Here is a 12629-nt window from a genome sequence, read left to right as displayed (position 1 = left end):
CACCAAATCATATGAAAATAAGAACCTGTGTCAACGGTCACACTGTTGTCGCTCGTGGATCACGGTCGTCGGGGACCGGACTGCGCCCACGCACGCACCATCGTCGGGTCGACGACCCCGTCGACGCCGGGGTACTGCTGGGCGTTGACCAGATGGGCCGCGGCCAGATCGCGGGCTCGCTGTGCATCGCCCATGTCGATCGCGTCGATCACCTGGCGGTGGTCTTCCAGAACCGCCCGGCGCTCCTCGACGGGCACGGTCGAGTGGTCCGTCACCTGAGCCGACCAGTTTTGCTCGTGGGCTGACCACAGCGCCTCCAGCGCGCCCGCCAGGATGATCATCGTCTCGTTGCCGCAGTGGCGCACCAGCGCCTCGTGATACCGGCGACTCGCCGAGGTGGCCTGCAGCAGATCGGAAACCGATCTGACCGATTCTTCGTGCAATTCACGGAGAATGGGTACAACAGTGCGCTTCCGGTCCGGCCGCTGGGCGCAGAGCGCGGCACACGCCGGCTCGACCTGCAGGAGTGCGGTGCCCACGTCGGCGAGTCCGACCTGCCCGGCGCCCAGTACCAGCCCCATGGTGTAGGCAAGGTTTGCTGCATCGGGTCGGTGGACCACCGCGCCGCCGAGCTTGCCGCGCCGTACCGTCAACAGCCCCTCGGCCTCGAGGATGCGCATCGCCTCGCGCAGGGACGGTTTGCTGATCGGGTATTCGACGAGAAGTTCGTCTTCCTTGGGCAGGATCGTGCCGTCGGGCAGTTCGCCGGTCAGGATCCGGCGCCGCAACTGGTCGGCGACCTGTTCGGCAAGTCGCTGGAACCGGACGTTTGGCTGCGCCACGCATCGAGTGTGCCAGATGCTCCGCCATTGAGGGGGCCGTGCCCAGCCTTGTATCCAAATGATTTGTCTCATACGGTGAGCCATGCAGAAGTGGACGATCGGCGCGTTGACGATTCACTCCGTCCTCGAGACTGTCGTGCCCACCCGGCCTGACCGGCTGTTTCGCGGGCTTCCGCCCGAGCTCCCGAGGTGGCTTCAGCCGCACTACGTCGATGACGCGGGCAATCTGCTGGTGGCCATCCAGTCGTTCCTCATCGAATCCGGTGACGAGCTCGTGGTCGTGGACTGCTGCTTCGGGGAAGGTCACGACCTGCCCTATCAGATCCCCATGGACCCTGACCAGTACCGACAGTCGTTGGCCGCGGCCGGATTCACGCCCGACGACGTGACCACAGTGGTCTGCACCCACCTTCACCTCGACCATGCCGGGCGCAACACCTCCCAGCGCGACGGTGCCTGGGTCCCCACCTACCCCAACGCGACGTACCTGCTCACCGCCGACGAGTACACGTCATGGCGGCAGTCCTCGGCGCCGAACCGCGCCGCTCCCGAGACCGTCGAACCTCTTGTCGCACACGACGTTCTGCGGCTGACCGAGATGGACCACGCGATCACCGACGAGATTCGGCTCATGGCCACGCCCGGTCACACGTCGGGACATACCGCGATCCGAATCGAGTCCGACGGGGAAGTGGCGATCATCAGCGGGGACGTGATCCACCATCCGATCCAGATCACCCACCCCGAGGTCCAGGCCCTACCCGATGACGATCCGGCCGCGGCCGCCGTGACCCGCACCCGGCTGCTGCAGGGCATCGTCGACGAGCAGGCACTGTTGTTCGGAACGCATTTCGCGGCCCCGGCCGCCGGCACGGTCGTCTCCGACGACGACAGGCTGATCTGGGTGTCGGTCTAGACCGCGAGCATCTCAGTCCGCGGTGTGGACGATGAGGATGTCGATCTTGACGCGGCGGGCGATGGTGGCAGGCACCGAACCCAGCAGGCGGCCGGCGACGGAGTCCAGCCCGATGTCGCCGACGACGATCAGATCCGCATCGACCTCTTTGGCGAGTTTCACCAGGGCGTCGACCGGGGCACCTTCGACCGCCCGCTCGACGACATCCGAGGCGCCGGCGGCCTTGGCCCGGTCGCGCGCCACCTGGAGGATCTCGTAGACCGGGGCGGCGCCGTGCATCCTGTAGCCCTCGCTCTTGAGGCTGTCCTCCGCACGGGTATCGACCACATGATCGGGCGACGGCGGTCGCGACCAGCCGCCCTTTTCGGCCACGGGTGGATGAGCACTCGCGACGATCAGCTTCGCGTTCTCCTGCGCGGCGACCGTGGCGGCGCGGTCGACCGCACGTAACGACGAGTCGGACCCGTCGGTCCCGACAACAATCGTCCGATACGTGCTCATGTCAGCTCCGAACTGTCGGCTTACCAGGACAAACAGGACATTAACGCACGTCAATCTTCTGCCGATGGAGATTCGGCTTCGCGCCGTGCCGAGGATCAACCGAGGCAATACAAACAAGGAGCGCCCCCGGCAGGGATCGAACCTGCGACCAGCCGCTTAGAAGGCGGCTGCTCTATCCACTGAGCTACGGAGGCCAACGCCCGCAGAGTCTATCGCGACTGTGCCCAACACCACGCAAACCGTGTCACCGGCAAAGCCGACCCGCGGGGCCGGTCGCGGACTAGCGTGGACGCTGCACTTGGTGGCCAGGGGAGGGGAGAGGGACCAAGCTATGAGCGACGTGCCGGAGTTGGATGCGGCCGGACTGCCTGAAGAGCTGAGCGCAGTCGATCAGCTGTTGCATCGGGGAGAGGCAAACCCGCGCACCCGGTCCGGGATCCTGGGCGTCGAGATCCTCGACACCACACCGGATTGGGAACGATTCCGGGCCCGTCTGGACCACGCGTCGCGCAAGGTTCTGCGGCTGCGCCAGAAGGTCGTCATGCCCACGCTGCCCACGGCCGCTCCGCGCTGGGTCGTCGACCCTGACTTCAACCTCGACTATCACGTGCGGCGGGTGCGGGTTCCGGCGCCGGGCACGTTGCGCGACGTGTTCGATCTGGCCGAGGTCGCCTTGCAGTCCCCGATGGACATCACCCGTCCGCTGTGGAACGCCACCCTGGTCGAAGGGCTGGCCGACGGGCGCGCGGCAACCATCCTGCACCTGAGCCACGCGGTGTCCGACGGCGTCGGCATGGTCGAGATGTTCGCCAACATCTACGACCTCGAACGCGATCCCGAACCGACCGCTGAGGCGCCGCTGCCCATCCCACAGGACCTCTCGCCCAACGACCTGATGCGTGAGGGCATCAACCGACTCCCCGGATCGATCGCGGGCGGTGTGCTCGGTGTGCTCGGGCAGGCGGCCCGCACGGTGACCAAGGTGGTGCGCGACCCGGTCTCCGCGGTCAGCGGCGCCGTCGACTACGCGATGTCCGGTGCCCGGGTGATGGGGCCGGCTGCGCACCACTCGCCGCTGCTGCGCCGCCGGAGCCTGTCGTCGCGCTCGGAAGCGATCGACATTCCGTTTTCCGACCTGCACCGGGCGGCCAAGGCCGCCGGCGGTTCGATCAATGACGCCTACCTGGCCGGGCTGTGCGGCGCACTGCGCCTCTACCACGACGCCAAGGGCATATCGATCGAGACGTTGCCGATGGCGGTGCCGGTCAACCTGCGTTCCGAGGATGATCCGGCCGGCGGCAACCGCTTCGCCGGGGTCAACCTCGCCGCGCCTGTGGGAATCGTCGACCCGGAGACCCGGATCAAAGCCGTCCGGTCGCAGATGATGAGCAAGCGTGAGGAGCGTGCCATCGACGTGGTCGGCGCGATCGCGCCCGTGCTGAGCCTGTTGCCCGATGCCGTGCTGGAGACGGTGGCCGGGTCGGTGGTGAACTCCGACGTGCAAGCCAGCAACGTCCCGGTGTATCCGGGGGACACCTTCATCGCCGGGGCAAAGATCATGCGCCACTACGGAATAGGCCCTCTGCCCGGGGTGGCGATGATGGTGGTGTTGATCTCGAGATCGGGACACATCACCGTCACCGCGCGCTACGACCGGGCTGCCATCACCGACGAGAAGCTGTTCGCCCAGTGCCTGCTGGCCGGCTTCGACGAGGTGCTGGCGCTCGGCGGCGACGGCCGAGCGGAGCCGGCCTCCTTCAGCAGCGACACGTCGGCGACGAACGGGAGTGCTGCACAGTGACTTCGAAAGATCCGGGCACACGCGGAACCAGGCAGATGCGGCTGCCCGGCACCCTGGCGGAGATCGAGGGGAGCCCGGAGGGCCCGGAGATCGGCGCGTTCTTCGACCTGGACGGAACACTCGTGGCCGGGTTCACCGGGGTGATCATGACCCGGGACCGGTTGCGCCGCGGCCAGATGGGCGTCGGCGAGTTCATCGGGATGGTGCAGGCCGGGCTCAACCACCAGCTGGGGCGTTCCGAGTTCGAGGACCTGATCGGCAAGGGCGCCCGGATGCTGCGCGGCAACTCGCTCAGCGATCTCGACGAGCTGGGCGAGCGGCTGTTCGTCCAGCACGTGAAGGGCCGCATGTACCCGGAGATGCGCGCCATGGTGCGCGCCCACATGGCCCGTGGCCACACCGTGGTGCTGAGCTCCTCGGCGCTGACAGTTCAGGTGGAGCCGGTGGCACGCTTTCTCGGCATCGACAACGTGCTGTGCAACAAGTTCGAGACCGACGAGGACGGCCTGATCACCGGGGAAGTGATGAGACCGGTCATCTGGGGGCCCGGCAAAGCCCGTGCGGTGCAGAACTTCTCGGCGGCCAACGGGGTGGACCTGACCAAGAGTTACTTCTACGCCGACGGTGACGAGGACGTCGCCCTGATGTACCTGGTGGGCAATCCGCGGCCGACGAATCCGGCCGGCAAGCTGGCCGCCGTCGCCGCCAAACGCGGCTGGCCCGTACTGAAGTTCAGCAGCCGCAGTGGCAGCAGCCCGGTCGCGCAACTGCGCACGCTCGCCAGCCTGGCCACCATTCCGACCGTCGCCGCCGGGGCGATCGGACTCGGATTGCTCACGCGCAACAAGCGCACCGGGGTCAATTTCTTCACCTCGAACTGGAGCAAGTTGCTGATGCTCACCACCGGCATCGAACTCAATGTCCTCGGCGAGGAGAACCTGACCGCGCAGCGCCCCGCGGTGTTCATCTTCAATCACCGCAATCAGGCCGACCCGATGATCGCGGGCCGGCTGGTCGGGGTGGACTTCACCGGCGTCGGGAAAAAGGAGCTCGAGCGCAACCCGTTGATGGGTCCACTGGGCAAGGTCATGGACGCGGCGTTCATCGACCGTGACGATCCGGAGAAGGCCGTCGAAAGCCTGCACAGGGTGGAAGAGCTTGCCCGCAAAGGTTTGTCGATCCTGATCGCGCCCGAGGGCACCCGCCTGGACACCACCGAGGTCGGCGAGTTCAAGAAGGGCCCGTTCCGCATCGCCATGGCCGCGGGCGTTCCGATCGTGCCGATCGTGATCCGAAACGCCGAGGTGATCGCGGCCCGCGATTCCAGCACGTTCAACCCCGGCAAGGTGGACGTCGCGGTGTACCCGCCGATATCGGTAGAGGACTGGACGGTCGACAACCTGGCCGACCGCATCGCCGAGATCCGCCAGATCTACCTCGACACCCTCGGCTCCTGGCCGCAGGACGAACTGCCCACTTTCGACATCTACACCCGCACACCCGCGAAGAAGGCCGCTCCGCGCCGGGCGGCCAAGAATGCACCGGCGAAGAAGGCGCCGGCGAAAAAGTCTGGGCCCGAACCGGATAACGCGTCATCGCAGTCGACCCCCAAGGGCCGGCCGTGACTGCGGGGCTCGATGAGTTCCCCAGCTTCAGCCCCACTGGCGATGCGCTCGTGCTCGCGTCGGTGTCGTCACCGGCCGAACTCGAGCTGCTCAACGAGTGGCTCAAAACGCAGCGACGCGAACACCCCGATTCCACGGTCGAGGTACTGCAGTTGCCCGCCACCGACGAACCCACGCCCGGAGCGGTCGCCCGGTTGGTCGAGGAGTTGGAATCGGACGAGGACCGGCTGGTGGTTCCGGTCCGGGTGTTCTGGGTGCCTGCCGGATTACCCACCCGATTGAAAGTGGTCGGGTTGATCTCGGGCCGCGACACCTACCGACCGCCGGACATCCTGCAGCGTCGCATCCTGCGTAAGAACCCGACGCGCGCACGGGTCGTCGCCGGTGAACCGGCCAAGGTGTCGGAGCTGCGCAAGCAGTGGAGTGAGACCACGGTCGCGGAAAACCCCAGGGAATTCGCACGATTCGTCCTTCGTCGGGCGGCGCTGGCAATCGAGCGGGTGGAGCTTCGTCTACTGGGCCCGGAGTACAAGTCGCCGCGGCTGGTCAAGCCGGAGATGCTCGACTCGGCACGCTTCCGTCAAGGCCTGGAGCAGATTCCCGGGGCGACGGTGGAGAAGGCCGGTGAGATGCTCGACGAGCTCTCCACCGGATGGAGCCGGTTCTCGGTGGACCTGATCCCGACTTTGGGCCGGGCCATCTTCAGCCGTGGATTCGATCCGCGGATCGACTATGACCGCTCCGAGATCGAGTCGATGCGCCATGCCCTGGAACAACATCCGGCGGTGCTGCTGTTCTCCCACCGTTCGTATCTCGACGGGGTCATCGTCCCGGTAGCCATGCAGGAGAACCGGCTTCCGCCGGTCTACACGTTCGCCGGGATCAACCTGTCGTTCGGCCTGATGGGTCCACTGTTCCGGCATTCCGGCGTCATCTTCCTGCGCCGCAAACTCGATGACCCGCTGTACAAGTACGTGCTGCGGCAGTACGTCGGCTATATCGTGGAGAAGCGGTTCAACCTGAACTGGTCCATCGAGGGCACCCGGTCGCGGACTGGAAAGATGTTGCCGCCCAAGCTCGGACTGCTCGCCTATGTCGCCAATGCATACCTCGACGGCCGCAGTGACGACATCCTGCTGCAGCCGGTGTCGATCAGTTTCGACCAGCTGCACGAGACGGCCGAGTACGCCGCGTACGCCCGCGGTGGCGAGAAGACGCCCGAGGGCCTGAGCTGGTTGTACAACTTCATCAAGGCACAGGGCGAACGCAATTACGGCAAGATCTATGTCCGCTTCCCCGAAGCGGTTTCGATGCGTGAGCATCTCGGTGAGCCGGGCGGCGACATGGCCCACGACGAGGCGGCCAAACGCCTGGCAATGCAGAAGATGGCGTTCGAGGTGGCCTGGCGGATTCTGCGGGTCACCCCGGTCAGCGCGACCAACCTGGTCTCGGCGCTGCTGCTGGGCGCCCGGGGGATCGCGCTGACCCTCGATCAGTTGCACCACACGCTGCAGGACTCACTGGATTACCTGGAACGCAAGAACACTCCGGTGACCAACAGCGCACTGCGGCTGCGTACCGCTGAGGGGGTGCGCTCGGCCGTCGACGCCCTCTCCGGCGGTCACCCCGTGACGATGGTGGACAGCGGCCGCGAACCGGTGTGGCGGATCGCACCCGAGGACGAACTGGAGGCGGCGTTCTACCGCAACTCGCTGATCCACGCGTTCCAGGAGACCTCGATCGTCGAGCTGGCCCTGGCCCATGCCGCTCATGCCGGCGACCCGCTGCAGGCGTTCTGGGACCAGGTGATGCGGCTGCGCGATCTGCTCAAGTTCGATTTCTATTTCGCCGATTCGGCCTCCTTCCGCGACAACGTCGCCGAAGAGATGTCTTGGTACGAGAACTGGGAAGAGAAGGTCGCGGCCGGGGGCGACGAGATCTATCAGATGTTGCGCGGCAAGCGACCGCTGTTGGTGGGCGCCATGCTGCGCCCGTTCTTCGAGGCCTACGCGATCGTCGCCGATGTGCTGCGCGATGCACCGGCGGAGATCGGGGAGCGGGACCTGACCAAGCGGGCGCTGGGTGTGGGGCGCCAGTATGTCGCTCAGGGCCGGGTAGGCAGCAACGAGTCGGTTTCGGCGTTGCTGTTCGCCACCGCGCGTCAGGTGGCGGCCGATCAGAACCTGCTGGTCGACGGCCCCGATCTGCAGCCGCGCCGCAACGCCTTCCGCGACGAACTGCGCGGGATCGTCGCCGACATGGACAAGGTCGACGAGATCGCGCGTGAGCAGTTCTACGTCCGGGAGCAGCAGCGTCGCGCCCAGCGATTCCTACAGGGCTAGGAGACGGCCGGGCTGCCGACACGGATTTGTCCGGCGGCCGGGGGTGTGGTGGAGCCCACGCCATACCCTTGCACCATGACTTCTGCCGGCCAGGTGGCCGCGTCCAGCGTGCGCAACAGCGTGGTGTGGCCTGTGCTGGTCGGCGTGGGGCTGCTGGCCGGGGCAGTGGCCGCGGGCATCGGCGCGCTGTCGCTGGCCGACGCGCTGACCGCCACGGGTCTGCCCGATCCCGGCCCGGTCACCACCTATGGACTGCCGTTCGTGCGGGCCGCCGGCGAGATCGCCGCTGTCGTCGCAGTGGGGTCCTTCCTGTTTGCGGCGTTCCTGGCGGCACCCCAGACCAACGGCGTGCTCGACGTCGCCGGTTACCGCGCCCTGCGGCTCGGCTCGGCCGCCTCGGGCGTGTGGACCGTATGTGCGGCGCTGCTGGTTCCGTTGACGATTTCCGACGTGTCCGGACAGCCGTTGCTCGATCATCTCGGGCCGGTCGACGTGTGGTCGGCGGCCAGCTTGGTCGATGTCGCCGTCGCTTGGCGCTGGACGGCGATCCTGGCCGCGGCCGTCACCATCGCGAGCCTCCCGGTGCTGCGGTGGGGGTGGACACCGGTGCTGCTGGCCGGGTCACTGCTGACGTTGATGCCGCTGGTTCTGACCGGACACTCCTCGGCCGGCGGTGCCCACGATCTGGCCACCAACAGCCTGTTCATCCACCTGGTGGCTGCCGCGTTGTGGGCCGGCGGGTTGCTCGCCTTGCTGGCGCACGCGATCCGGGCCGGCACCGGGGTCGGGGCTGACGGCCCGAACACCGTCCTGGCGGCACGCCGCTTCTCGGCGCTGGCGCTGTGGTGCTTCATCGCCATGGCGATCAGCGGTGTGCTCAACGCGTTGGTACGGATCCAACTGCCCGATCTGGTGCGCACCAACTACGGCTGGTTGCTGGTGGCCAAGGTCGTCGCACTCAGCCTGCTCGGCGTGCTGGGCTGGCGGCAGCGCCAGGTCAGCCTGACCGCCCTGGCCGCCGACCCCGGTGCGCGCAGACCGTTGATCCGGCTGGCGCTGACGGAGGCGGCGCTGTTCGGCGTGACGTTCGGTATCGCCGTCGGGCTGGGACGCACCCCGCCGCCGCCCGAGCCGAGGATCCCCAGCGCCACCGAGGTCGCGATCGGATACGACTTCGCCGGGCCTCCGACGGTCGCTCGGGTGTTGTTCGACTGGCGTTTCGATCTGCTGTTCGGGACCGCGGCGATCGTCGGTGCGGCGATGTACCTGGCCGCCGTGTACCGGCTGCGCCGCCGCGGCGATGTCTGGCCGGTCGGCCGCACATTCGCCTGGCTGCTGGGTTGCGCGGTCCTGCTGTTCACGACCTCGTCGGGGATGGGTCGCTACATGCCCGCGATGTTCAGCATGCACATGATCGCTCACATGCTGCTGTCCATGCTGGTTCCGGTGCTCTTGGTGCTGGGTGCCCCGGTGACCCTGGCCCTGCGGGCGCTGCCCACCGCGGGTCGCGGTGCGCCACCGGGCCCCAGGGAATGGCTGCTGGCGGCATTGCATTCGAAGGTGTCGCAGTTCCTGACCCATCCGATCGTCGCGACCGTCATGTTCGTCGCCGGCTTCTACGGCCTGTACTTCGGCGGCATCTTCGACGTCGCGGTGAGCAACCACGCCGCACATATCCTGATGAACGTCCACTTCCTGCTCTCGGGCTACCTGTTCTACTGGGTGGTCATCGGGGTGGACCCGACCCCGAGACCCGTCCCGCATCTGGTCAAGATCGGGATGGTGTTCTCCTCGCTGCCACTGCACGCGTTCTTCGGTGTGGTGATGATGGGCATGCAGACCGTGCTCGGCGCGAGCTTCTACCGGTCATTGCAATTGCCGTGGCACACCGACCTGCTCGGCGACCAGCACCTCGGCGGCGCCATCGCCTGGGCGGCCGGAGAAGTCCCGCTGGTCATCGTGATGCTGGCACTGCTCATCCAGTGGCGGCGCAGCGATCAGCGCACCGCCAAGCGGCTGGACCGGGCCGCCGACCGCGATGACGGCGCCGATCTGGCGGCCTACAACGCCATGCTCGCCGAGATGGCCCGGCGCGACCATCCTTCCGGCTGATACCGGAGTTATCCCCAGCCTGCGTTTCATCCCCAGCCGACGGGTGCATCGGGTCCGCCGCGGGTTCCGGCGTCGGACCGCCGACGGTCAATGGCTGCGTAAGGCGGTCGACGCTTCCGCACCGGCCGCCGGAGCCAGAGTGAAGCGAAAGGAACCAGAAAAATGTTCGAGACCCCGTTCAACATCGTCGGCAACATCGTCACCAACCCGGTCCGGCTGCGGTTCGGTGATCAGGAGTTGTACAAGTTCCGGGTGGCCAGCAACTCGCGACGGCGCACCCCCGAGGGCAGGTGGGAGCACGGCAACTCGCTGTATGTGACCGTCAACTGCTGGGGAAATCTGGCCACGGGCGTGAGTGCCTCGCTGGGGCGCGGCGATGCCGTCGTGGTGGTCGGGCACCTCTACACCAGCGAATACGACGACAAGGAGGGCGTGCGCCGGTCGTCGGTGGAGGTGCGGGCCAGCGCCGTCGGTCCGGATCTGTCGCGTTGCACGGCCAAGGTGGCACCCTTACCGAAGCCGTCAGCCGGCCCGGAACCCGAGCCCGGCGGCGTGACCGACGAGGCGGCGGACGCCACCGCCGAAACCGAGCCCGACGAGGATGACCTGCCACTGTCGGCCTAGCCGGTTTCGGTCACGCCTAGGATGGGCGCGAGTGAGTTGGGCTTGACGCGACCCTCCGCGCAAGCGCCCATCCGACGTTCCCGAGAAGCTTCAGAAAGGCACATCACGGCATGGCCGAATTCATCTACACGATGCGCAAGGTTCGCAAGGCGCACGGCGACAAGGTCATCCTTGACGACGTCAGCCTGAACTTCCTGCCCGGCGCGAAGATCGGCGTCGTCGGTCCCAACGGGGCTGGTAAGTCGAGTGTGCTGAAGATCATGGCCGGCATCGACCATGCCAACAACGGCGACGCGCTGCTCGCACCCGGCGCCAGCGTCGGCATCCTGATGCAGGAACCGCAGCTCGACGAAACCAAGACGGTCCGCGAGAACGTCGAGGCCGGCGTGGCCATCAAGGCCAAGCTCAACCGGTACAACGAGGTCGCCGAGCTGATGGCCACCGACTACACCGATGAGCTCATGGAAGAGATGGGCCATCTGCAGGAGGAACTGGACGCGGCCGACGCCTGGGACATCGACTCCCAGCTCGAGCAGGCCATGGACGCGCTGCGCTGCCCGCCGCCGGACGAGCCGGTCACCCACCTCTCCGGTGGTGAGCGCCGCCGTGTCGCACTGTGCAAGCTGCTGCTGAGCAAGCCGGACCTGCTGCTGCTCGACGAGCCGACCAACCACCTCGACGCCGAGAGCGTGCTGTGGCTCGAGCAGCACCTGGCCAGCTACAAGGGCGCCATCCTGGCGGTCACCCACGACCGGTACTTCCTCGACAACGTCGCCGAGTGGATCCTCGAACTCGACCGCGGCCGGGCCTACCCGTACGAGGGCAACTACTCGACGTACCTGGAGAAGAAGGCCGAGCGCCTCGAGGTCCAGGGCAAGAAGGACCAGAAGCTGCAGAAGCGGCTCAAGGACGAGCTGGCCTGGGTCCGCTCGGGCGCCAAGGCCCGTCAGGCCAAGAACAAGGCCCGCCTCGGCCGGTACGAGGAGATGGTCGCCGAAGCCGAGAAGACGAGGAAGCTCGACTTCGAAGAGATCCAGATTCCGACCCCGCCGCGACTGGGCAGTGTCGTGGTCGAGGTCGAGCACCTGGACAAGGGCTTCGAGGGCCGCACCCTGATCAAGGACCTGTCCTTCACGCTGCCGCGCAACGGCATCGTCGGCGTCATCGGTCCCAACGGTGTCGGCAAGACCACGCTGTTCAAGACCATCGTCGGGCTTGAGCAGCCCGACAGTGGTGAGGTCAAGGTCGGCGAGACGGTCAAGCTGAGCTATGTCGACCAGAGCCGCGCCGGCATCGACCCGAAGAAGAACGTCTGGCAGGTCGTCTCCGATGGACTGGACTACATCGAGGTCGGCCAGAACGAGATCCCGTCGCGCGCCTACGTGTCGGCGTTCGGTTTCAAGGGACCGGATCAGCAGAAGCCGGCGGGTGTGCTGTCCGGTGGTGAGCGCAACCGGCTGAACCTGGCGCTGACCCTCAAAGAGGGCGGCAACCTGATCCTGCTCGACGAGCCGACCAACGACCTCGACGTCGAGACGCTGTCGTCGCTGGAGAACGCGCTCGAGCAGTTCCCCGGCTGCGCCGTGGTGATCAGCCACGACCGGTGGTTCCTGGACCGCACCTGCACGCACATCCTCGCGTGGGAGGGCGACGACGCCAACGAGGCCAAGTGGTTCTGGTTCGAGGGCAACTTCGGTGCCTACGAGGAGAACAAGATCCAACGTCTCGGTGCCGAGGCGGCACGCCCGCACCGGGTGACCCACCGGAGACTGACCCGCGACTGAGCCGTGACGGGATAAACGGCGCAGCGGGCTCAGTGACGCTACTAATGTCGCAGCTATGCACCAATGCCGGTGTATGGGCGTG

9 protein-coding genes and 1 tRNA gene are annotated in these 12629 nt (G+C 66.8%); 7 read left to right on the top strand and 3 right to left on the bottom strand.

The annotated features are described in order from the left end of the window. Positions 1-59: 59 nt before the first annotated feature. A complete protein-coding gene (locus tag ACWEFV_RS29235; protein WP_135456476.1) occupies positions 60-842 on the bottom strand; it encodes a FadR/GntR family transcriptional regulator in 783 nt (260 codons plus the stop codon). Positions 843-924: 82 nt separating this feature from the next. On the opposite strand from ACWEFV_RS29235, the gene ACWEFV_RS29230 reads away from it, so the two are divergent. Next, positions 925-1758: an MBL fold metallo-hydrolase gene (locus ACWEFV_RS29230; protein ID WP_450072744.1), complete on the top strand. Its 834-nt coding sequence runs from the start codon at positions 925-927 to the stop codon at positions 1756-1758. A gap of 12 nt (positions 1759-1770) precedes the next feature. Here the strand turns inward: ACWEFV_RS29230 and ACWEFV_RS29225 are convergent, their stop codons facing one another. Next, positions 1771-2259, bottom strand: a complete 489-nt coding sequence (locus ACWEFV_RS29225) for a universal stress protein (protein WP_450072743.1) — start codon at positions 2257-2259, stop codon at positions 1771-1773. A gap of 121 nt (positions 2260-2380) precedes the next feature. Then, positions 2381-2453: transfer RNA gene (locus ACWEFV_RS29220), tRNA-Arg, on the bottom strand. Positions 2454-2590: 137 nt separating this feature from the next. Here ACWEFV_RS29220 and ACWEFV_RS29215 point away from each other — a divergent pair. The 6 genes from ACWEFV_RS29215 (at position 2591) to ettA (ending at position 12547) form a co-directional block, all read left to right on the top strand. Beyond that, entirely contained in the window at positions 2591-4060 is a 1470-nt protein-coding gene (locus ACWEFV_RS29215) for a wax ester/triacylglycerol synthase family O-acyltransferase (RefSeq protein ID WP_450072742.1), read from the top strand. A 35-nt stretch (positions 4061-4095) separates the two neighbouring features. Further along, positions 4096-5685 (top strand): HAD-IB family hydrolase, encoded by a 1590-nt coding sequence (locus ACWEFV_RS29210; RefSeq protein ID WP_450072803.1) that lies wholly within the window; start codon positions 4096-4098, stop codon positions 5683-5685. After that, on the top strand, positions 5682-8027 hold the full coding sequence (locus ACWEFV_RS29205) for a glycerol-3-phosphate 1-O-acyltransferase (RefSeq protein WP_450072741.1): 2346 nt from the start codon (positions 5682-5684) through the stop codon (positions 8025-8027). Before ACWEFV_RS29210 ends, ACWEFV_RS29205 begins: the two co-directional genes overlap by 4 nt. A gap of 75 nt (positions 8028-8102) precedes the next feature. Beyond that, positions 8103-10139 carry a cytochrome c oxidase assembly protein gene (locus ACWEFV_RS29200; RefSeq protein ID WP_450072740.1) on the top strand — a complete coding sequence of 679 codons (2037 nt, stop codon included), beginning with the start codon at positions 8103-8105 and terminating at the stop codon, positions 10137-10139. Positions 10140-10301: 162 nt separating this feature from the next. Continuing rightward, positions 10302-10763, top strand: coding sequence for a single-stranded DNA-binding protein (locus ACWEFV_RS29195; RefSeq protein ID WP_450072739.1), 462 nt, complete (start codon positions 10302-10304; stop codon positions 10761-10763). Positions 10764-10873: 110 nt separating this feature from the next. Then, positions 10874-12547 carry an energy-dependent translational throttle protein EttA gene (ettA, locus tag ACWEFV_RS29190; RefSeq protein ID WP_450072738.1) on the top strand — a complete coding sequence of 558 codons (1674 nt, stop codon included), beginning with the start codon at positions 10874-10876 and terminating at the stop codon, positions 12545-12547. Positions 12548-12629 lie beyond the last annotated feature (82 nt).

The organism is Mycobacterium sp. NPDC004974, assembly GCF_053600815.1.
The sequence above is the reverse complement of the archived record's forward strand: the minus strand, read 5'-3'. Positions and strand labels throughout refer to the sequence as shown.